The organism is Streptomyces decoyicus (genome assembly GCF_019880305.1).
GTDB lineage: Bacteria > Actinomycetota > Actinomycetes > Streptomycetales > Streptomycetaceae > Streptomyces > Streptomyces decoyicus.
In genome coordinates, this window is record NZ_CP082301.1 from 3,516,538 (window position 1) to 3,538,595 (window position 22,058).

General features: G+C 69.3%; 17 protein-coding genes. 9 read left to right on the top strand and 8 right to left on the bottom strand.

All coding sequences use genetic code 11. From position 1 onward, the window contains the following. Window positions 1–54: 54 nt before the first annotated feature. Complete coding sequence (locus K7C20_RS15300; protein WP_053209360.1) at window positions 55–2,067, top strand: beta-galactosidase; 2,013 nt, start codon at window positions 55–57, stop codon at window positions 2,065–2,067. Between the two features lie 118 nt (window positions 2,068–2,185). Here K7C20_RS15300 and K7C20_RS15305 read toward each other — a convergent pair whose 3' ends face one another. The 4 genes from K7C20_RS15305 to galT form a co-directional block, all read right to left on the bottom strand. Then, a complete protein-coding gene (locus K7C20_RS15305) occupies window positions 2,186–2,956 on the bottom strand; it encodes a response regulator transcription factor (RefSeq protein ID WP_030082560.1) in 771 nt (256 codons plus the stop codon). A 268-nt stretch (window positions 2,957–3,224) separates the two neighbouring features. After that, window positions 3,225–4,421, bottom strand: coding sequence for a galactokinase (galK, locus tag K7C20_RS15310; RefSeq protein ID WP_030082562.1), 1,197 nt, complete (start codon window positions 4,419–4,421; stop codon window positions 3,225–3,227). After that, window positions 4,421–5,395, bottom strand: a complete 975-nt coding sequence (galE, locus tag K7C20_RS15315; protein WP_030082564.1) for a UDP-glucose 4-epimerase GalE — start codon at window positions 5,393–5,395, stop codon at window positions 4,421–4,423. Before galE ends, galK begins: the two co-directional genes overlap by 1 nt. Next, window positions 5,392–6,489 (bottom strand): galactose-1-phosphate uridylyltransferase, encoded by a 1,098-nt coding sequence (gene galT, locus K7C20_RS15320; protein WP_053209359.1) that lies wholly within the window; start codon window positions 6,487–6,489, stop codon window positions 5,392–5,394. The genes galE and galT overlap by 4 nt, the downstream gene beginning before the upstream one ends. A 267-nt stretch (window positions 6,490–6,756) precedes the next feature. Between galT and K7C20_RS15325 the strand changes: the two genes are divergently transcribed. Together K7C20_RS15325 and K7C20_RS15330 are read left to right on the top strand one after the other, a co-directional pair. Then, a complete protein-coding gene (locus K7C20_RS15325) occupies window positions 6,757–8,427 on the top strand; it encodes a sodium:solute symporter family protein (protein ID WP_030082569.1) in 1,671 nt (556 codons plus the stop codon). 30 nt (window positions 8,428–8,457) lie between these two features. Further along, window positions 8,458–8,766, top strand: a complete 309-nt coding sequence (locus K7C20_RS15330) for a hypothetical protein (protein WP_053209358.1) — start codon at window positions 8,458–8,460, stop codon at window positions 8,764–8,766. Window positions 8,767–8,937: 171 nt separating this feature from the next. On the opposite strand, the gene K7C20_RS15335 is transcribed toward K7C20_RS15330, so the two are convergent. Further along, the gene (locus K7C20_RS15335; RefSeq protein ID WP_053209357.1) at window positions 8,938–9,699 is read right to left on the bottom strand and encodes a response regulator transcription factor; all 762 of its coding nucleotides are present in this window, start codon (window positions 9,697–9,699) and stop codon (window positions 8,938–8,940) included. Window positions 9,700–10,243: 544 nt separating this feature from the next. Between K7C20_RS15335 and K7C20_RS15340 the strand changes: the two genes are divergently transcribed. From K7C20_RS15340 to K7C20_RS15350, 3 genes are all read left to right on the top strand, one after another. Further along, a complete protein-coding gene (locus K7C20_RS15340; RefSeq protein WP_030082574.1) occupies window positions 10,244–10,675 on the top strand; it encodes an SseB family protein in 432 nt (143 codons plus the stop codon). Next, on the top strand, window positions 10,672–11,289 hold the full coding sequence (locus tag K7C20_RS15345) for a hypothetical protein (RefSeq protein ID WP_048829561.1): 618 nt from the start codon (window positions 10,672–10,674) through the stop codon (window positions 11,287–11,289). Before K7C20_RS15340 ends, K7C20_RS15345 begins: the two co-directional genes overlap by 4 nt. A gap of 66 nt (window positions 11,290–11,355) precedes the next feature. Then, complete coding sequence (locus tag K7C20_RS15350; protein ID WP_078953233.1) at window positions 11,356–16,188, top strand: putative T7SS-secreted protein; 4,833 nt, start codon at window positions 11,356–11,358, stop codon at window positions 16,186–16,188. 875 nt (window positions 16,189–17,063) lie between these two features. Here K7C20_RS15350 and K7C20_RS15355 read toward each other — a convergent pair. Next, window positions 17,064–18,866 carry an ABC-F family ATP-binding cassette domain-containing protein gene (locus tag K7C20_RS15355; RefSeq protein WP_030082578.1) on the bottom strand — a complete coding sequence of 601 codons (1,803 nt, stop codon included), beginning with the start codon at window positions 18,864–18,866 and terminating at the stop codon, window positions 17,064–17,066. Window positions 18,867–19,230: 364 nt separating this feature from the next. Between K7C20_RS15355 and K7C20_RS15360 the strand changes: the two genes are divergently transcribed. Beyond that, on the top strand, window positions 19,231–20,022 hold the full coding sequence (locus tag K7C20_RS15360; RefSeq protein WP_053209356.1) for an alpha/beta hydrolase: 792 nt from the start codon (window positions 19,231–19,233) through the stop codon (window positions 20,020–20,022). 22 nt (window positions 20,023–20,044) lie between these two features. Here K7C20_RS15360 and K7C20_RS15365 read toward each other — a convergent pair whose 3' ends face one another. Together K7C20_RS15365 and K7C20_RS15370 are read right to left on the bottom strand one after the other, a co-directional pair. Next, window positions 20,045–20,281, bottom strand: a complete 237-nt coding sequence (locus tag K7C20_RS15365; RefSeq protein ID WP_030082582.1) for a hypothetical protein — start codon at window positions 20,279–20,281, stop codon at window positions 20,045–20,047. Between the two features lie 95 nt (window positions 20,282–20,376). After that, complete coding sequence (locus K7C20_RS15370; RefSeq protein WP_030082584.1) at window positions 20,377–20,592, bottom strand: hypothetical protein; 216 nt, start codon at window positions 20,590–20,592, stop codon at window positions 20,377–20,379. A 189-nt stretch (window positions 20,593–20,781) separates the two neighbouring features. On the opposite strand from K7C20_RS15370, the gene K7C20_RS15375 reads away from it, so the two are divergent. Together K7C20_RS15375 and K7C20_RS15380 are read left to right on the top strand one after the other, a co-directional pair. Continuing rightward, window positions 20,782–21,639, top strand: coding sequence for a helix-turn-helix domain-containing protein (locus K7C20_RS15375; RefSeq protein WP_030082586.1), 858 nt, complete (start codon window positions 20,782–20,784; stop codon window positions 21,637–21,639). 1 nt (window position 21,640) lies between these two features. After that, the gene (locus K7C20_RS15380) at window positions 21,641–21,838 is read left to right on the top strand and encodes a DUF397 domain-containing protein (RefSeq protein WP_030082588.1); all 198 of its coding nucleotides are present in this window, start codon (window positions 21,641–21,643) and stop codon (window positions 21,836–21,838) included. Window positions 21,839–22,058 lie beyond the last annotated feature (220 nt).

Consider the following 22,058-nt stretch of genomic DNA (forward strand, 5'->3'; position numbering starts at 1 on the left):
CTGCTGACGGCGGGGCCGCTGCGCCCCGCCCGGCTTCGATCCTTAGGGGGATCCATGGGCATCCATTTCGGCGGCGACTACAACCCCGAGCAGTGGCCCGAGGAGGTGTGGGCCGAGGATCTGAAGCTGATGAAGGCGGCCCAGGTCACCATGGTCACCGCCGGGATCTTCTCCTGGGCCAAGGTCGAACCCCGGCCCGGGGCCTGGGACTTCGGCTGGTTCGACCGCGTCATGGACGGGCTGGCGGGCGCCGGTATCGCCGTCTGCCTGGCCACCATGACCGCCTCGCCCCCACCCTGGCTCTCCCACGCACACCCCGCGATCCTGCCCGAGGACGCGGACGGCCGGCGCCGCTGGCCCGGCGGGCGGCAGCACTACTGCCCCTCCAGCCCCGTCTACCGCGCACACGCCGTACGCCTCGTCGAGCAGCTCGCCACCCGCTACGCCGGCCACCCCGCGCTCGCCGTGTGGCACATCGGCAACGAATACGGCTGCCACACCCGCCAGTGCTACTGCGCGGTGTCGGCCGACGACTTCCGGAGCTGGCTGCGCGCACGGTACGGGAGCGTCGACGCGCTCAACGCCGCCTGGTCGACGGCCTTCTGGTCGCAGGCCTACGGCGACTTCGACGAGGTGCTGCCACCGCGCACCGCGCCCACCTTTCCCAACCCCGCCCAGCAGCTGGACTATCTGCGCTTCGGCGACGAGGCCCTGCGCGCCTGCTACCTGGCCGAAAAGGCGGTACTGGAGCGCGTGACCCCCGAGGTTCCGGTCACCACCAACCTCATGCCGCAGCACAAGCCCGTCGACGCCTTCGCCTGGTCGGCGCACATGGACACGATGGCGCTGGACTTCTACCAGGACCCGTATGCGCCGGACGACCACATCCGGGCCGGCTATGTCTTCGACCTGATGCGCTCGGCGCGCTCCGGACAGCCCTGGATGCTGCTGGAACAGGCGCCCGGCGCGGTCAACTGGCGGCCGCGCAACGGCCCCAAGCCGCCCGGCGCGATGCGGCTGTGGAGCTGGCAGGCCATCGCCCAGGGCGCGGACGCGGTGCTGTACTTCCAGTGGCGGCAGTCGCTGGGCGGCGCGGAGAAGTTCCACTCGGCGATGCTGCCGCACGGCGGGACCGACACCCGCATCTTCCGCGAAGTGTCGGCTCTGGGGCGGGAGTTGGCGTCGGTGCCGGGCATCGAGGGGACCCGGTCGCGGGCCGGGGTGGCGCTGCTGGCGGACTGGCACAGCTGGTGGGCGCTGGAGCTGGACTCCAAGCCGTCGACCGCGCTGGACCACTCCCGTATCGCGCTGGATCACTACCGGCCGCTGTTCGAGGCGGGTGTGGCCTGCGACGTGATCCCGCCGCAGCGTGAGCTGTCCGGCTACCGGCTCGTCGTGGCGCCCAATCTGTATCTGCTCACCGCGGACGATGCCCAGCGGCTGGCCTCCTACGTACGCGACGGCGGACGGCTGCTGGTGTCGTTCTTCTCCGGGATCGTCGACGCGCACGACCGGGTGCACCCCGGCGGCTGTCCGGCGCCGCTGCGGGAGCTGCTGGGGCTGCGGGTGGAGGAGTTCTGGCCGCTGGACGAGGGCCGGTCGGTGACGGTCGGCGACGGCGTCCGTACGGGACGGGCGGATCTGTGGTCGGAGGCCATCGACCTCGAAGGGGCCGAGGCGCTCGCCCACTTCACGGACGGGGACCTCGCCGGCCGGCCCGCGGTGACCCGGCACGCCTACGGGCGGGGCACGGTCTGGTACGTCGGCACCCGGCTCGATGCCGCGCTGATGCGGGCCCTGCTGGACGACGTACGGGCGGCGGCCGGGGTGGTGCCCGTCCTGCCGGGCCTGCCGGAGGGCGTCCAGGCCACCGTCCGCGAGGGCGTCGGCGGGCGCTATGTCTTCCTGCTCAACCACGGGGCGCGGACCGTCGAGGTCGGGCTGCCGGCGCCGATGCGGGACGCGCTGGCGGGGGCGGACGTGACGGGCGGGGCCGGGGCCGGGCCCGTCGGCCGGGTCACGCTGAGCGCCCGGGGTGTGGCCGTACTGACCGAACCCGGCGCGTAGGGCACTTGGGGCACTTGCGCGCTCGCGGCGGCCGGGTGGGGCGTGGGTGGCCGGGTGGGGCGCGGGGTGGCCCGCGGGGTCGTCACCCGGCTCTCGTTCCCTCCGGCCCGTCAGCCCCTCACGGCACCGGCACCGAGGCCGCTGCGGCCGCCGCCTCCAGCTCGACCGGGCCGACCCCGGCCCGGCGGGCCAGCGCGACCGCTGCGAGGGTGGAGTGCACCCCGAGCTTGCCGAGCACATTCTGCATATGCGTACGGACCGTGTGCGGGGAGAGGAACAGCCGCTCGGCGACCGCCTTGCGGCCCAGGCCCGCCACCATGCAGCGCAGCACCTCGCGCTCGCGCGGGGTCAGCGACTCCACCAGCCGCTCGCTCTCGGAGCGGTGCTTGCGGGCCGCCGTCAGCTCCCGCAGCACACCGGTCAGCAGCGCGGGCGGCAGATGCGTCTCGTCCCGCAGCACCCCGCGGATGACGGCGAGCAGCCGGGAGAGCGAACAGTCCTTGGCCACCCAGCCGGAGGCGCCTGCTTGCAGCGCGGCCGCCGCGCGGCGCGGATCGTCGCGGTCGGCGAGGACGACGGTGCGCAGATACGGATGGCTGGTGCGCAGGCCGGAGACCAGCGCGATGCCGTCCCGCGGGACGGCGCGCGGCACGGTGTCGCGGGCCGCCCCCTGCGCGGGCACCGCGAGCAGCGGCGCGGCGAGGTCGGCGTCGGCGAGCAGCACGTCGAACCGGCGGCCGTCGGTGACCGCACGGTCCAGATTGCGCAGCGCCGCGGGAGCGCTGCCCGCGGCCGCGACGTCCACGTCCTGTTCCGCGGCGAGCGCGGCCGCCAGGGATTCGGCGAAGATGCGGTGGTCGTCGACCACCAGAACCCGGATGCGTTGCACAGAGACCCCCTGTCTCGGTGAACGGACCATAGCGGGCACGACGCCAGGATTGAAGATCGCCTCAGCCGCACGGCCGCCGCCGTGCCGATGACCACCCCACCCCGGGCGCCGTACCCGAACGGTCTCGCCCCCTGATCGGCACCGGCCCCCACCGGTGCAGGCTCCCAGCGTACGGACGGGTTGCGGCAAGGGAAGGTGATTGACGAAACTGCCCCCTCACCCGGGCCGTTCGGCGCCGCTGCGGTGGCCGCGCGCCGCCCGGCGCGCCCTACTCGACGCGGTGTGCTCCCGCGCTCGGGACCGCCTCGAAGATCCGCGGGACGGCATGGCCGGCCGCCGCGAAGGCTTCGGTGACCGCCGCGCCGACGGCCGTAGCGCCGTCCTCCTCGACGAGCACGATCGCCGAGCCGCCGAAGCCGCCGCCGGTCATCCGGGCCCCGAGGGCGCCCGCCGCATGGGCCGTGTCGACGGCGAGGTCGAGTTCGCGGCAGGAGATCTTGAAGTCGTCGCGGAGCGAGGCGTGGCCGGCCGTCAGCAGCGGGCCGATGGCGCGGGTGCGGCCCGCGTCGAGCCGGGCGATGACCTCTTCGACCCGGTGGTTCTCGGTCACGATGTGCCGGACGAGGGCCTGGACGACGGGCTCGTCGGCCAGCCTGTCGAGTGCCTCCGGCAGGTGCGCGTACGGCACATCGCGCAGGGCACGCACCCCGAGCGCCCGCGCACCGCGCTCACAGCCGGCGCGCCGCTCCGCATATGCGCCGTCCCCCAGCTCGTGCTTCACCCGGGTGTCCACCACGAGGAGCCGCAGCCCCTCGCCCGCAAGATCGAACGGGATCTGGCGCCGGGTGAGGTCGCGGGTGTCGAGGAACAGGGCATGGCCCTCGGTGCAGCAGGCCGCGGCGGTCTGGTCCATGATCCCGCAGGGCACGCCGACGAAGGCGTTCTCGGCCCGCTGGGCGAGCTGGGCCAGTCGCTGCGGCTCCTGGCCGAGCGCATACAGATCGTTGAGGGCGAGCGCGGTGACGATCTCCAGGGCGGCGGAGGAGGAGAGTCCGGCGCCGGTGGGCACCGTGCTGTCGTAGTGCAGGTCCGCGCCGCCGACGGGCAGACCGGCCTCCCGCATCGCCCAGACGACACCGGCCGGGTAAGCGGCCCAGCCTCCTTGGGGAGCCGGACGCAGCTCGTCGATGCGCAGTTCGACGATGCCGCCGTCGGCGCCGCCGGAGTGCAGCCGCAGCACCCCGTCGGTGCGGGCCGAGGCGGCGGCGAGGGTGGTGTGCGGAAGGGCGAGCGGCATCACGAAACCGTCGTTGTAATCGGTGTGTTCACCGATCAGGTTGACCCGGCCGGGCGCCGCCCAGGTGCCCGTGGGGGCGGCGTCGTACACCGCGGTGAATTCCTCCGCGGTGCGCCGGGCGCCGTGCGGGCGCCCGGTGGCCGGGGTGACGGCTCCGTGAGCGGTCATCAGGACTCCTTCGTCCGGTCGAGGTGCTGCGCGAACTGCCAGGCGTCGGCGACGATTTCCGCGAGGTCGGCGCGGCCGGGCCGCCAGCCGAGGCGGTCGATGGCGGTCCGGGCGGAGGCCACCAGCACGGCCGGGTCGCCGCCGCGGCGCCCGGCCGTGATCTCGGGGACGGGGTGCCCGGTGACCTTGCGGACGGTCTCGATGACCTCGCGGACGGAGAAGCCGTTGCCGTTGCCGAGGTTGCAGATCAGGTGCTCACCGGCCCTCGCGGCGTCGAGGGCCAGGAGGTGGGCCTCGGCGAGGTCGGCGACGTGGATGTAGTCGCGGACGCAGGTGCCGTCGGGGGTGGGGTAGTCCTCGCCGAAGACGGAGATCGCCTCGCGCTTGCCCTGGGCTACCTGGAGGACGAGCGGGATGAGGTGCGACTCGGGGTCGTGGCGCTCGCCGCAGCTGCCGTAGGCGCCGGCGACGTTGAAGTAGCGCAGCGAGACGGCGGCCAGGCCGTGGGCCGCGGCCTCACCGCTGATCATGTGATCGACGGCGAGCTTGCTGGCGCCGTACGGGCTGGTGGGCGCGGTCTCGGCGGACTCGGTGATCGGGGTGGCCTTCGGCTCGCCGTAGGTGGCGGCGGTGGAGGAGAAGACGAGGGTGCGGACGCCGGCGTCGCGCATGGCGGCGAGCAGGTCCATGGTGCCGCCGACGTTGTTGCGCCAGTACTTCTCGGGGTCCACGACGGACTCGCCGACCTGCGAGAAGGCGGCGAAGTGCAGCACCGCGTCGTAGGAGGGGTCGAGCCACTTCGCGGCGTCCTGGATGCGGCCCTCGATGAAGTGGGCACCTGCGGGGACGCCCTCACGGTGGCCGGTGGACAGGTCGTCCAGCACGGTCACCTCGTGACCGGCCTGGAGCAGATGGGCCGCAACGACGCTGCCGACATATCCCGCACCGCCCGTGACCAGGTACTTCTTGCTCACTTGCTCGCTACCTCTCGCAGTCGCTCGGCCGCGGCCTCCGGCGGCACATCATTGATGAACACGTTCATGCCGGATTCGGAACCCGCGAGAAACTTCAGCTTGCCGGAAGTGCGGCGGATGGTGAAAAGCTCGAGGTGGAGTGCGAATTCTCCGCGGTTCCCGGCGTGCAGCGGCGCCTGGTGCCAGGCGGCGATGTACGGCGTGCGGGCGGCGCCGCCCGCCCGGGGCCCCTGGCTCATCCCGCCCCCTTCGTTCCCGCCGTCCCACCCACCGAAAATCCGGTCGAAACGCCGCAAGACTTCCAGATAGATCTGTGGGAATTCTGTGCGCGCGGCCTCGTCGAGGGCGAGCAGGTCGGGGACCCGGCGCTTGGGGTAGAGGTGCACCTCGTAGGGCCAGTGGGCGGCGTACGGGACGAAGGCCACCCAGTGCTCGCCTTCGAGGACGATGCGGCGGCCGTCGGCCAGCTCGTCGGCGACCACCTCGTCGAAGAGGTTGCCCCCGCCGGTGGCCTCGTGGTGTGCGGCGAGCGAGGTGAGCATGCGCGCGGTGCGCGGGGTGACGAAGGGGTACGCGTAGATCTGCCCGTGCGGGTGGCCGAGGGTGACGCCGATCTCGGCGCCGCGGTTCTCGAAGCAGAAGACCTGCTCCACGCCCGGGAGTTGGGCCAGCTCCGCGGTGCGGTCGGTCCAGGCTTCCAGGACCAGGGCGGCCTGCCCCTCGGTGAGGTCGGCGAAGGAGGCGTCGTGGTCGGAGGTGAAGCAGACGACCTCGCAGCGGCCGCTGTCGCCGGCGAGGGACGGGAAGCGGTTCTCGAAGACGGCGACGTCGTAGTCGGCGGCGGGGATCTCGGAGTGCCGGCCGTCACGGGACGGGCACAGCGGGCACTCGTCGGCCGGCGGGTGGTAGGTGCGGGCCTGGCGGTGCGAGGCGATGGCGACGGAGTCGCCGAGGAGCCGGTCGTGGCGGATCTGGGAGGCGGTGGCCACGGGGTCGAGGGGGCGGTGGTCGACCGCATCGCGTACGACGTCGTCGCGCGAGTCGTAGTAGATGAGCTCCCGGCCGTCCGCCAGCCGGGTCGACGTCTTCTTCACGAGAGCTCCTCACCCTCCTACCAAACACAAACAAACACAATGAAGCACAACTAAACAGTTGCGTCAACGCCGGGGCCTCGCCGGGTCTCCGCAGAAACGCCAGGGGGACATTCCTGACATCTCACTCGCCTCGATCACGAATGAACAACTGAACCAAACAAAAGTATTCAGTTTCGCGAGGACCGCGCGTACGTTTTTGTGCGTTCCGATCGCACAAAGATGTGTCCTCCGGGGGCCGCGCCTCCGGACCCGCGAAATGAGTCGCCCATGATCACCCTGGCCGAAGGGCTACGGCTTCCCACCAACGGGCTCGATTACACGATCCTGGCCATCTACTTCGTCGTCGTCCTCGGCATCGGATTCGCGGCCAAACGCAGCGTGAAGACGAGCCTGGACTTCTTCCTCTCCGGGCGGTCCCTGCCTGCCTGGGTCACCGGCCTCGCCTTCGTCGCCGCCAACCTCGGCGCCACCGAGATCCTCGGTATGGCCGCCAACGGGGCGCAGTACGGGGCCTACACCGTGCACTGGTACTGGATCGGCGCCATCCCGGCGATGGTCTTCCTGGGCCTGGTGATGATGCCGTTCTACTACGGCTCCAAGGTCCGCTCGGTGCCCGAGTTCCTGCTGCACCGCTTCGGCCCCTCCTCCCATCTCCTCTCCTCGGTCATCTTCGCCGTCTCCTCGGTGCTGATCGCCGGCGTGAACCTGTACGCCATGGCGATCGTGCTCCAGGCGCTGCTCGGCTGGCCGCAGTGGGTCGCGATCGTCGTGGCCGGCGCCTTCGTCCTCGCGTACATCACCATCGGCGGCCTCTCCTCGGCGATCTACAACGAGGTGCTCCAGTTCTTCGTCATCCTGGCCGCGCTGATCCCGCTGACCATCGTCGGCCTCAAGCGCGTCGGGGGCTGGGACGGCCTGACGGACTCCCTCAACTCCTCGCACGGCGACGCCTTCCTCACCGCCTGGAAGGGCACCGGCATCGGCGAGGCCAACCCGCTCGGCGCGAACTGGCTCACCATCGTCCTCGGCCTCGGCTTCGTGATGAGCTTCGGCTACTGGACCACCAACTTCGCCGAGGTGCAGCGCGCGCTGTCCGCGAAGAACCTCTCCGCCGCCCAGCGCACCCCGCTGATCGCTGCCTTCCCCAAGATATTCATCCCGCTGGTGGTGGTCGTCCCGGGCCTGATCGCGCTGGTCATGGAGCCGACGCTGGGCAAGTCCAAGGACGGGCTCCAGTACAACGACGCGATCCCGGTGCTGATGCGGGACCTGCTGCCCAACGGCGTGCTGGGCATCGCCGTCACCGGCCTGCTCGCCGCCTTCATGGCCGGCATGGCCGCCAACGTCTCGTCCTTCAACACGGTGTTCACCAACGACATCTGGGCGACGTACCTCAAGAAGGGCTGCGAGGACCGCTATTACCTCAAGACCGGACGCGTGGTCACCGCGGTCGGTGTGCTGATCGGCATGGGCACGGCCTTCATCGCCTCGTCCTTCAGCAACATCATGAACTACCTCCAGACGCTCTTCTCCTTCTTCAACGTCCCCCTGTTCGTCGTCTTCATCATCGGCATGTTCTGGAAGCGGACCAGCGCCGCGGCCGGCTTCTGGGGTCTGCTGTCCGGCACGGTCGCCGCGATGATCAACTACTTCTGGCTCTACAAGCAGGGCATCATCGCGATCCCCTCCGAACAGGGCGCCAACTTCGTCTCCTCGATCGTGGCGTTCGTCGTCGGCGCGCTGGTGATGGTCCTCGTCACCCTGGTCACCAAGCCCAAGCCGGCCGCCTCGCTGGCGGGCCTGGTCTACGGATCGCGGTCCCCCGGCATGGAGGAACTGCCGGCCGAGGGTGACGACGCCTGGTACCGCAAGCCGGCCCTGCTGGGCTGGGGTGCGGTCGTCCTCGCCGCCGTCTGCTACATCCCCTTCTCCTTCTGAACCTGCCTGAACCAGCGGAGTTGACGCACCATGAGTGACTACCAGCACGAGGTCGAGGAGCTGGAGCGCGAGTCCGCGACCGCCGCGCGACTCTTCGACGTACGGCGCATCATCGGCGGCCTGTTCGTCGTCTACGGCGTGATCGTCACCATCGCCGGCCTGACGGCCTCGGACGCCGACCTCAAGAAGGCCCAGGACATCAACATCAACCTGTGGACGGGCCTGGGCATGCTCGCCCTCGGTCTCTTCTTCCTCATATGGCTGAAGCTGCGGCCGGCCGTCCCGCCGACGGCCGAGGAACTACAGGCCGCGACCGAGGAAGGGGCCGCCGAGGGCTGAGGGGAACGCGGGTACTGCGACGGCGGGGCGGGGGCGGAGCACGCTTACTGCGACGGCGGGGGCGGAACTCGCCACTGGGACGGCGGGGGCGGAAGACGGCCACTGCGAGGGCGGGGGCGGAACACGCCTACCGCGACAGCGAGAGGGCTGGGGCGGAGGCCCGGAACACGCCTACTGCGACAGCGGGGGCGGAGGCGGATCATCCGGCTCCAGCCCCGGCCCCGGCCCCGACGCCGGGCCCGCTCCCGCCGCGGCGCGTGCGGCACGGCCGCCCGCCGCCCGGTCCAGCAGCCCGGTACGCGCCGCCAGGGCCGCGGCCTCCAGCCGTGACCCCACCTCCAGCTTCATCAGCACGCGCTGCACATGCGTACGCGCCGTACTCGGCGCGATCTCCATCCCCGCCGCGATCAGCCGGGTGTCCTCGCCGTCCGCGACCCGCATGAGGACCTCGACCTCGCGCGGGGTGAGCAGCTCCAGCAGCCGCGCGCCCTCGTCGTCGGGCTGCGCCGCGGGGTGCAGCAGCTCCTCGAAGGCCTGCTGCAACAGCTGCGGCGAGACCGCCGACTCCCCCGCCCGCGCCTTCATCATGGCGCGCTCCACGCCCTCGATCCGCTCGTCGTTACGGACGTAACCGGAGGCACCGGCGGCAAAAGCGGCGGCGATCCCGCGCGGGCTGGGCACCGGGCCCAGCACCACCACCGCGACCTGCGGCCGCTCCTTCTTGATCCGTACGACCGGGTCGAAGGCGCCGGGCCGGGCGGGCGCGGCGGTCCCCAGCAGGCACACCTCGGGCGCCCGGCTCACCACCAGCTCCGCGGCCCCGGCGCTCGGCGCGGCCGCCGCCAGGACACGGTGCCCGCGCAGCTTCAGCGCCGAGGCGAGCGCCTCCGCGAGCAGACGATGATCGTCGACCACCATGAGCCGCACGCCCATCGAGCAACCCCCTCCACCCCGGCGGGCCCCGGCGCGGCCCCCGGCCGGGCCGCTTGTCCCCGGGAAGCTACACGCTCGGCTGCGATAGCGCGCCCCCTACCGGGAAGAAGCCCCCGGAATGCTGGAATCCCGGCCAATCTGGGCTGGTTGCCGCTGCTACGGGGCGGTCGGGCCCTGTCTGAGCCGCGGCGCAGGGCCGGTCGCAAGGCGCTGCGCCGGGCGTTTCCCGGGCGCCTGCGGGACGTTCGCGAACCGGGGCCTGCGGGTGGAGAGCGCGCAGGGCGACGTACCGGCGGAAGGCGGCCGGCCCCCTTGGAGAGTTGAGGGCCGCAGGCCCCCTGAGGCGATCCAATAGCGAGCAGGCCCGACCACACACAGGCGAGTCCGCCACCATTCCGCTCTTCGCACGCCACCCATCCTTGTTGAAATTAAAAAGAACCAGCGGCCGGTTTTTCGCCGAAGCGCCTTTGCCGGCACTGTCAGTGCCATATGCGAAAGTAGGTTCGGCAGTTGAGGAGAAAAACGGGGGAGGGAGCGATCCGTCATGTCATTGGCCGACGAAGTAGCGGCAGCGCATGCAGGACATCCGAATCCAGCCGCACTGGTGGGTGAGTTGCGCCGGACGTCGCTATTGGTGCCGGTTGTCAACGACTCCCTCATGTCGGCCGAGTTGACCGGTATCCGTTGGTTGTATGCCTTCTCCGACGAGCAGGAACTGGCCGACTTCGCCGTGTCCCGGGGCGCCGACCCCGAGGCCGAGCTGCCTTACGTCCGCGCCGTCGGTGCGCGCCTCCTGGACGTCGTCATCCCCGCCATCGAGGGGCCCGCAGGCGTGGTGCTGGACGCGGGCAGCGAGCAGGCGATGGTGTTTCCGCCGGTCAGTGGCATCGTCCCGGATTCGGTGGCGGTCGGCCTCACCGAGCCGGAGCACACCGAAAGCGGACCCGGAGCACCCACGGCCGGGGGTGCGGCATGACATCCGCCGAAGGTTACGAGCTCGACCCGGAGGCCCTGAAGCAGGTCACCAAGGGCATCCACGACGCGATCGCGGAACTGAAGGAACTGGGCTTCGACACCAGCGCCCAACTCGGCCAGGGATTCGACAAGCTGGCTCTCTCCGGCATGGAGGCCGGACATTCCGAGGTAAGTTCCACATTCGATTCGTTCTGTGAACGCTGGGGCTGGGGCGTTCGTCTGCTCATTCATGAGGCCAACGAATTCGCGCGCCGTCTTGATTTGACCGCCGGGCTTTATCACGAGCAGGAGCAGTACGTTTCGACGACGTTGAAGGTCGGGGCGAATGCCTTGCTGATGGGTGACCCGACGGTGACGGAGGAACAGCTGAAGCACCGGACGTGGAAGAAAGTCCGCGAGGACAACGCGGTCACCCAGTTCGAGGACGCGGACTGGGACCCCAGCTCGGCCAGAGCCCGCAAGGCATTTCATGAAGTCGAGCAAGCGGCGGACCAGACGGGCAAGGACTTCTTGACGTCCAAGTGGGCGGGCGACGCGGACCACAACTGGGCCATGCGGCCACTGAAAATGGCGCGTGACAGCCAGGCGCAGGCCAACGACCACGACGGATCCTGAGTCTCCGTTGCACCGCCACCACTGCACATCCACTGCTGCACAGCACAACTGGGGGGTTGAGAACCGATGGGTCTCGGCGACATGCTCGGGGACGTCAAGGACGGCATCAATTCCGCGGCCGACACGGTCGGCAACGCCGTCGACGGCGTAAAGGAAGCGGCCGGCGAGGCCGTCGACTCCGCCACGGACATGACCGCCGATGCACTCGACTACGTCGGTGCGGACGGCGCGGCCAAGACCGTCCGCTCGGCCGGTGACGACGTCGCCGATGCGCTGGGCGCACAGGTCGCTGAGCGGCAGCTGGGTGAGAGTGACGACCCCAAGGAGCTGATCCACGGCGACGTCGCGAAGATCAATGAATCCGCCGCGCACCTGAAGGACTTCTACGCCGCCTTCGAGCGCGTCGGCCAGGGAATCCGCAAACTGGACGCCGGATCGTGGAAGGGAAAGGCCGCCGACAGCTTCCACGAGAAATTCGACGTACACCCCAAACAGTGGATGCGCACCGCGGACGCCTGTGAGGCGGCGTGGAAGGCCCTCGACTCCTACGCGGATACGGTCTCCTGGGCGCAGAAGAAGGCTCAGGCGGCCATCGACGCATGGCGCGCGGCCGAGAAGAAGACCATGAAGGCGTTCAAGGCGTACAGCCACGCGGTCGACGCGTACAACGCCAAGGCAGACGCATATAACGCCGCACGGGACGAGGGTTCCGACCCGGGACCCAAGCCCGACAAGCCCGGTGACTTCCACGACCCCGCTGACCAGGATCGCGAGGCGGCGCAGGACATCCTCAAGAACGCCCGCAGCCAGCGCAACGAGGCCGCGGAGAAGGCGCAGCACGCCCTCAAGGGTGCACTGGAACACGCCCCGCAGGCACCGAAGTTCACCACTGAGGCGGCCTTCGACGTCGCTGACGGCATCGTGGGCGGCGGCATGAACCTGATGCACGTCGTCGGTGGCGCGGGCAAGGCCGTTGTCGAAACGGTCAACCTCGCCCGCACCCTGAACCCGGCGGAGCCGTACAACCTCGCCCACCCCCACATGTACCTGGCCAACGTCGCCAAGACCACGCTCGGCCTGGCCGGTACCGCCGCCCACCCCGGCCGCCTGGCCAAGGGGATGCTCGGCGACGGCTGGGGCAGCGACCCATGGGACGCGGGTGGAGGTCTCATCGCCAACCTCATCGGAGGCAAGGGCGCCGGCGCCATCGGCAAGGGCGCGCTGAAGGCGGGGGCGAAGGACGCGGCCAAAGGGGCCGCACGGACGGCCGTCAAGGACGGCGGCAAGCGCACCGTCATGGACCGGGCCCGTACCGCCTGGTGCAAGACCTTCGGCAACGATCCCATCGACATGGCCACCGGCCGGATGATCCTGCCGCAGACCGACATCACCCTCCCCGGCAGCCTCCCCCTCACCTTCACCCGCACCTTCGAGTCGTCCTACCGCACCGGCCGCTGGTTCGGTCCGACGTGGATGAGCACCGTCGACCAGCGGCTGGAGATCGACGCCGAGGGCGTCATCCTCATCGGCGAGGAGGGCAACTTCCTGCTCTACCCGCACCCGGCCGTCGGCGTGCCCACCCTCCCCACCGAGGGCGACGGCCACCCACTGGAGCGCACCCCGGACGGCGACTACCTCCTCACCGACCCGGTCACCGGCACCCGCCGCTACTTCACCACCTGCACCGAAGACCTCGCCGTCCTCGACGAGATATCCGACCGCCGCGGCAACCACCACACCTTCGACTACACCGAAGACGGCACCCCCACCGCCATCACCCACAGCGCCGGCTACCGCCTCCTGCTCACCACCGACGAGGGCCGCATCACCGCCCTCCACCTCGCCGGCGCAGCCCCCGACGGCACCGACCAACTCCTGATGACGTACGGCTACGACGACGCCGGCAACCTCATCACCACCACCAACTCCTCCGGCCTCCCGCTCCGCTTCACCTACGACGACCACGGCCGGATCACGTCCTGGACCGACACCAACAACAGCAGCTACACCTACGTCTACGACGACGATGACCGCTGCACCTCCCAGGGCGGCATAGCGGGCCACCTCCGTGCCCAGTTCACCTGGGGCGACCCGGACCCCGAAACGGGCCTGCGCACCAACCTTTTCCGCAACTCCCAAGGCCAGGACTCCCGCTACGAGGTCAACGAACGCCACCAGATCGTCGCGGAGACCGACCCCACCGGCGCCACCATCCGCACGGTCCGCGACGCCAAGCACCGCATCCTGTCCACCACCGATGCCCTGGGGCGTACCACCCACATCGATTACGACGGCGAAGGCCGACCCACCACCGTCACCCTCCCCGACGGCTCCACCGCCACCACCAGCTACAACCAGTTCGGCTTGCCCCTGACCACCACCGGTCCGGACGGCACCACCTGGACCCACACCTACGACGCCGCCGGCAACCTGACCTCCACCACTGACCCCACCGGCGCCACCACCACTTACACGCACGACCCTCGCGGCCACGTCTCCTCGGTCACCGATGCCCTCGGCAACACCACCCGCCTCTACTGCAACGAGGCCGGTCTGCCCCTGACCGTCACCGATCCACTGGGCGCCACCACCCACTACCGCCGCGACGCCTTCGGCCGCACCACCTCCGTCACCGATCCCCTCGGCGAGACCACCCACATGCTGTGGACGGTCGAAGGAAAGCTGGCAGCCCGCATCGACGCGACCGGCGCCACCGAGGAATGGACCTACGACGGCGAGGGCAACCGCCTCACCCACACCGACGCCATCGGCCAGACCACCCGCTTCGAGTACAGCCACTTCGACCTGCTCACGGCCCGCACCGACCCCGACGGCGTCCGCCACGAGTTCACCCACGACACCGAACTCCGCCTCACCCAGGTCACGAACCCTCAAGGTCTCACCTGGAACTACGGATACGACGGCGCCGGCCGCCTCATCTCCGAGACCGACTTCGACGACCGCGTCCTGGCCTACACCCACGACGCCGCAGGCCAACTGGCCACTCGCACCAACGCCTTGGGGGAGGTGACGACCTACACCCGTGACACGCTCGGCCGCATCACCGAGAAGAACGCCGCAGGGCTGCTGACCACATACACCCACGACTCCGACGGCCAGCTCCGCGAGGCCGCCAACCCGGACGCCACCGTCACCTACACCCGCGACATCCTGGGCCGCGTCACCGCCGAAACGGTCAACGGCCGCACCATGACGTTCACCTACGACGCCCTGGGCCGCCGCATCTCCCGCACCACCCCCACCGGCCACACCACCACCTACACCTACGACGCCGCCGGCAACCGCACCGCCATGGACATCGCCGGCCATGTCCTAGCCTTCGACCACGACGCAGCCGGCCAAGAACTCACCCGGACCATCGGCGACCATCTCCAGCTCACCCACACCTGGGATCCCACCGGCCGCCTCACCACCCAGTCCCTCACCACAGCTGGCACCGACAGGCTCCAGTCCCCCACCAGGACAGCCCGGACACCGAACCCTGCCGCTGCCGAAGCACAACGGGTCCTCCACCGCGGCTACACCTACCGCCCCGACGGCAACCTCATCGCGATAGACGACTCTCACACCGGACGCCGCACCTTCGACCTGGACCGCGCCGGCCGCGTCACCGCCGTCCACGCCACCGACTGGACCGAGGCCTACGCCTACGACGAAGCCGGCAACCAAGCCCACGCCACCTGGCCCGACCGGCACGCTAATCCCTCCGCCCGAGGCAGTCGCGCCTACACCGGCACCCGCATCACCAAAGCCGGCGCCATCCGCTACGAACACGACGCCCTCGGCCGAGTAATCCTCCGCCAAAAAACCCGCCTCTCCCGCAAACCCGACACCTGGCGGTACGCCTGGAACAGCGAAGACCGCCTCACTACCGTCATTACCCCCGACGGAGCTACCTGGCGCTACCTCTACGACCCGTTCGGCCGTCGCATAGCGAAGCAACGCCTGGCTGACACTTCGACGGTCGCGGAGCAAACCCACTTCACTTGGGACAGCTCCACCCTCGCCGAGCAAACCGCCAATTGTTCCGGCGCCCGGGAGGCGATCACTCTCGCCTGGGACCACAAAGGACTAACGCCGCTCACCCAAACTGAACGCAAGATTTCGGTGCGGGAGATGGCTGGCGCCCCTCAAGAGATCATTGACCAGCGTTTCTTCGCTATCGTCACAGACACAGTAGGGACGCCTATCGAACTTGTTTCCGACTCGGGTGACGTGGCCTGGCAGTCGCGACCTACTCTCTGGGGTTCGACCACTTGGAACTCGGGGGCTACGGCCTACACGCCCTTGCGGTTTCCAGGGCAATGCTTCGACCCAGAAACGCAGCTGCACTACAATTTCCATCGATTCTACGATCCGGCGGCCGGATTCTATATCACATCCGATCCGCTTGGCCTGCGTCCGGCCCCCAACGCCCGCACGTATGTCAAAAACCCTCTCGCCAGCAGTGATCCTCTCGGCCTCAGCCCTTGCAGCAATGGTGGAAGTTGGGACGCGGCGGAAGAACCACACCTATATCGAGGGGTCGGGCATGCCAACGAGCACAGCCCATCAGAATGGCAGCGGATGTACAATAACGCCCAGAAGGGAATTGCTGAACCCATCGGTGGCCATTCAGATCCAGACCTTCATGCAGGTGGGCGCACAGAGAGCGAATTCACCTCATGGACTACCTACTACGAAGATATGGCCTTGGAGGAAAGTTACAGAGGGAACGGACCTGGGGTCGTACTAAGGATACCCAACGCGGATGGACCCACGTATTCACGAGTTCCCGGCGTTTCTTTTCCGTATGACGAAGGAGAAGTTATGATACGGGGAAGAGTTTCTGGCGCCGAAATCAGCTTCAATGGAGGGCCATGGACCAGGCCAAGCTAGCGAACCTACTGAAACAGGCAGAAATTGAAGGGATCTGCACAGGCGAATTGGCAACTTCCGTAGCAGCCGGGTGCGAAATCAATTCCGGAGAAGTCTCCAGGGCATCCCTCCTTCATATGTATCGTCGCAGGTTGCGCCGCACAGAGTTCGGGACATCTCTATACAATGAGACGCACTCTCTGATTGAATTTCTAGAAAGGCACCCAAGTGCCGAGCTGTCCATGATTACCTTCAGGCCCGACACCGGAGGCTTCTACGCATTCCTGGCCGACCCCGGTAAAACGCGCATACTTTTCTGGATGAAGATGCTCGATCAGAAACCCCGGGGAGAGTAGAGAATAGAGCTTCCCGAGAATTGAGGAAATCCCGATCTCCACTCTGCGGAGCAACCCAAATACCCGGGGGGAGGAGTTCCACAGACATCCACTTCCATTCAACAGCCCTTGTCCGTCCCGCAACGGCAAACCCGGCTACGCCGCCAGACGCTGCGGCACGGCCGGGCCACCGACCCAGCCCACCCGACACAATTCAAAATCCGATTCGAAGGCTGGATTGCGAAATGGTCGCGGGCAATCCGGGAGACGTTTACGCTTGTGAATTCGGGTAGATTCAGCGATCGCATGCCGGAAACGATGGCGAAAAGCTCACGGCCATAGCCTGCTCGCCACGCTGCGCTGAAACTCGGCAGCGCTCGATATTTCCGGTCCATCATGGGGAAACTCGGCATCCATGAGAACGACTTCACGGCAGAGCTCTACAGAGACGTCGTAGCGGTCCCTCGTGCCGCTGAACCGGGGGTGGCCCCGCCGGTATGAATTGGCCCGCGGCCCTCCGCAGCCCATGCGGGGTGGCCCGCACGGGCAGACACCCAGTCCCTACCCCTCCTCCGCCAGCTCCAGCCACCGCATCTCCAGCTCGTCCTTTTCCGTGCTCAGTTCGCGGAGTTGGGCGTCGAGGCCGGCGACCTTTTCGAAGTCGGTGGCGTTTTCGGCGATCTGGGCGTGGAGCTTGGTCTCCTTGTCCCCGAGCTTGTCCAACTGGCGCTCGATCTTCTGGAGTTCCTTCTGGGCGGCGCGGTTGACGGCGGCGGCCTTCTTGGGGGCGGCGGCGGACTGCTGCGCGGGGACCGGCGTCGCGGCCTCGACGACCTTCCGGCGGCGCTCCAGGTACTCGTCCAGGCCGCGCGGCAGCATCCGCAGGGTGGCATCGCCCAGCAGCGCGTGGACCCGGTCGGTGGTGCGCTCGATGAAGTAGCGGTCGTGGCTGATGACGATCAGCGAACCGGGCCAGCTGTCGAGCACGTCCTCCAGCTGGGTCAGGGTCTCGATGTCGAGGTCGTTGGTGGGCTCGTCGAGGAAGAGGACGTTGGGCTCGTCCATGAGGAGACGCAGGATCTGGAGGCGGCGGCGCTCACCGCCGGAGAGGTCGCCGACCGGCGTCCACTGCTTCTCCTTGGTGAAGCCGAACTTCTCGCAGAGCTGGCCGGCGGTCATCTCCCGGCCCTTGCCCAGGTCGACCCGCTCGCGCACCTGCTGGACGGCCTCCAGCACCCGCAGCGTCGGGGGGAGTTCGCCGACCTCCTGGGAGAGGTACGCCAGCTTGACGGTCTTGCCGACGACGACCTTGCCGGCGGCCGGCTGCGCCTCGCCCTCGGTACGGGCCGCGTCGGCCAGCGCCCGCAGCAGCGAGGTCTTGCCGGCGCCGTTGACGCCCACCAGGCCGACCCGGTCGCCGGGGCCCAGCTGCCAGGTCAGGTGCTTGAGCAGCACCTTCGGGCCCGCCTGGACGCTGACGTCCTCCAGCTCGAAGACGGTCTTGCCCAGCCGCGAGCTGGCGAACTTCATCAGCTCGGCGTTGTCGCGGGGCGGCGGGACGTCCGCGATCAGCTCGTTGGCGGCCTCGATGCGGAAGCGGGGCTTGCTCGTACGGGCCGGGGCACCGCGCCGCAGCCACGCCAGCTCCTTGCGCATCAGGTTCTGCCGCTTGACCTCTTCGGTGGCGGCGATCCGCTCCCGCTCGGCCCGCGCGAAGACGTAGTCGCTGTAGCCGCCCTCGTACTCGTGGACGTCGCCGCGCTGGACGTCCCACATCCGCGTGCAGACCTGGTCGAGGAACCAGCGGTCGTGGGTGACGACGACGAGGGCGGAGCGGCGGGCGCGCAGATGCCCGGCCAGCCAGGAGATGCCCTCCACGTCGAGGTGGTTGGTGGGCTCGTCGAGGACGATCAGGTCCTGCTCGGCGATCAGCAGCTTGGCGAGTGCGATACGGCGGCGCTCGCCACCGGAGAGCGGGCCGATGACGGTGTCCAGGCCGTGCGTGAAGCCCGGCATGTGGAGATCGCCGAAGAGGCCGGTCAGGACGTCGCGGATCTTGGCGTTGCCGGCCCACTCGTGGTCGGCGAGATCGCCGATGACCTCGTGCCGGATGGTGGCGGCCGGGTCGAGGGAATCGTGCTGGGTGAGGACGCCGAGGCGCAGGCCCCCGTTGTGGGTGACCCGGCCGTCGTCCGCGCTCTCCAGCTTGGCGAGAATCCGGATCAGGGTGGTCTTGCCGTCCCCGTTGCGCCCGACGACGCCGATCCGGTCCCCCTCGTTGACGCCGAGCGAGACACCGTCGAGCAGGGCACGGGTTCCGTACACCTTGCCGACGGCTTCCAGATTGACGAGGTTGACGGCCATCTCACTCCTGCACTCAGACCTGCACTTCCGACCTGCACGTCAGATCGATCGACCTTCCCAGCCTAGTCGGCGTGGGGAGGAGGACCGCCGAGAGATAAATACCTGTGGATAAGTGCGGGAGACGAGTACCGGGAGATGAGGGGCCGTACTGCTGGCAGGGGTGGCCGTCGCCCCTGGCGCGGTCCGCGTGATCAACGACCAGGCAAACGGATGATCAACGGCCGGGCACCGGCCGCCGCTCCCGTGCACGACGGTGCACCATTGATGACCGGCCCCGCCGCGGGACGCTCCGCCGTCGGCCTGCGGGGGCCCCGGCCCCGTCGCGGGCGCCTGAGGCACCGCGCCGCCGTTGTAACGTGCCGTCATGGCACCGGACATGGGCATGGCAGACAGGGCGGTGGAGACGGTGACGGTACGCGGGCTGGTCTACGGCCCGAGCGGCAAACGGCTGGACGTCCACCGTCCGGCGGGGGCGTCCGAGACCTCCGGGGCGGCCGGGGCCTCCGGGGCGACGCCCACCGTGCTGCTCTGGCACGGCATCGGGCCCGACGAGCGGGACGTGCTGGAGCCACTGGCGCGGACGACGGCGGCCCTCGGGGTGCTGGTGCTCGTACCGGACTGGCGCTCGGATGCCGCGGACGGCGGCCGGGCGCACCTGCTGGAGTCCTTGGCCTTCGTCCGCAAGGAAGCGGGCGGGCTGGGCGGCGACGGGGAGTCGTTCGTGCTGGCCGGCTGGTCGGCGGGGGCCGGGGCAGCGCTGGGCGTCGCGCTGCGGCCCGAGAGCGTGGAGGGGTGGCGGCCGACGGCGATGGTGGGCCTGGCGGGCCGCTACGACCTGCCGGCACGTACCACCGGGACCGCGCCGCTGGACGATCTCGCCGCGGGCCGGGACCCGGGCGTACCGGTCCACCTCGTCCACGGCAGCCGCGACGCCGTCGTGGACGCCCACCGCTCCCGCGACCTCGCCGAGGCGCTGCGGGCGGCCGCGGGCCGGGTGGTGACACTCCAGGAGCCGGACACCGACCACGCAGGCGTGATCATGACCGCATACGACCCGGCGGCGGACCGCTGCGTCCCGACGACCGCCGAGCACGCGGTACGGGCGGGGCGACTGGTGGCCGGGGTGCTGGCCGAAGCCGCCCGGGGCGGGGCGTAACGCCCCGGCCCCTCGTGACACCTCAGCGGCGCCCGCCTCCACCGGACGACCAGGTGTTGAGCCTCCGTACGGCCTCCTCCAGCTCCCTGCGCCGGGTGTCCTGAGCCGCACGCTGCCGCGCCTCCGCGGCAGCGACGTACGGCCGGACGAGACCGCCGCCGTCACCGCAGAGCGGCAGCAGACCGGGCGGCACCCCATGGACGCGTACGAGGCGGCGCCGCGCCGGAGCCTTCGGCAGCCAGGCCGTGGCGGCGAGCACACCGGTACTGGTGCTCGCCCGATGACCGCCCCGCCCCGGAAGTAACCAACCCAGCAGTCGTCCGAGGATCGTTCGGACGGGGCGCGGCACTCCATTCAACGCGCGGCCGCCTTGCGGAGAACCTCGGCGAGGCGGCGGGCGGTCGCCGCGTTGCAGTTACCGAGGGCGACGAGCGGGACGCCGTAGACGCCCGCGAAGCCGGGCAGATCGACGCCGAGCGACGGCAGCGTGATGCCGTTGTCCTTCAGCGCGGAGCGCAGTTCTTCGGCGCTCTCGTGTACGTCGTCGGGGAGGGAGCGGTCGAGGGGCATGGAGCCGGACCTTTCTGTACGCATAGCAACGAACTGCTTACAGAGTGATGTGACGCGGCGTAGCGTGAAAGGGGGTTGGGCTCCCGGTCGTCGTCCGGGGACTGTGTGGAGCGAAGTAGTGGAAATACGGGGAACCGCCGGAGTCCGTCCGCAACAACTGTGAACCAGCGACACGTACGGCGGTGCACCGTGGCACGACGCAAGGACATTGACGGCTCGGCCGGAGTCCCCACCTTCTATGGCAAGGAGCTGCGCTACCAGCGGGAGTTGGCCGGGCTCACGCTCTCGCAACTGGTCGAGGGCAGCTTCTACGGCCCGAGCCACCTCAGGGAGATCGAACGCGGCGAACGACGGATGCCGGCCGAGCTGGCCGAGCACGTGGACAAGGTGCTCAAGACGGATGGCTTCTTCCAACGGCGCTGCGAGGACGTACGGAAGGCGAGGAGGACCGGCCATGCCGAGTACTTCGAGCGCGTCTTGGAGGCGGAGAAGTACGCGGAGACCATCGAGGAGTGGTGTCCCACGCTCATCCCTGGGCTGTTGCAGACCGAGCCGTACATGCGGGCAGTGGTGCGGGCGACCCATCCACTGGCGCCCGACGAGGAGGTGGAGGAGAAGGTCAGCGCCCGCACGGCGAGGACCCGCCTCTTCGAGAGTGACCACAAGCGCCCTGAATACTGGGTGATCCTCCCCGAGTACGTGTGGCGCTGCCCGGTCCTCCCTGCGGCCGCGATGGCTGATCAGCTCGACCGCATCACGGAGCTGGCAAGGAGGCGCCGGATCGTTCCACAGGTCCTCCCGTGGAACTGCGGACTGCATCCCCTCATGACGGTGGGCTTGTTGCAGCTGACGACCTTTTCGGACGCTCCGCCCCTGGCCTACCTGGAATCGCAGTACAGCGGCGACACGATCGACGATCCGGCTCTCGTGAAGAAATACCGCAAGGCATACGATCGGCTCAGGGCCGCCGCACTCGCTCCCGAGGCGTCCCTGACCATGATCGAGGCGGCCGCAGAGGACTACCGAAGTGACAAGCAACCGGATTGACTTGAGCACCGCCGTCTGGCGCAAGAGCAGCTACACCAACGGCGACGGCGGGAACTGCGTCGAGGTGGTCGACGACCTCCCCGGCATCGTCCCCGTCCGCGACTCCAAGGACCCCCACGGCCCGGCCATCGTCTTCCCGGCCACCGCTTGGTCGGCCTTCGTCACCGCCGTCAAGGACACCGGCCTCCCTGGCGTCTGAGTCCACCCGGCAAGCTAATCCACTGACAGCCGGCCGCGTACATCGGCCCGTGCCGGTCGTCCGGGCGCTCTGGTTCCTCACCGGCATGCCCCTCCACATGGCCACGCGGCCCCCATCCGTACGCCGTGGTTTTGCCGTGCCGGCCTGCTGACATGATGTGACGCTCATGACGTGCGCCGGACAAAGTGACGAAGAGTCAGGCGGCTGCTGAACTCAGCCG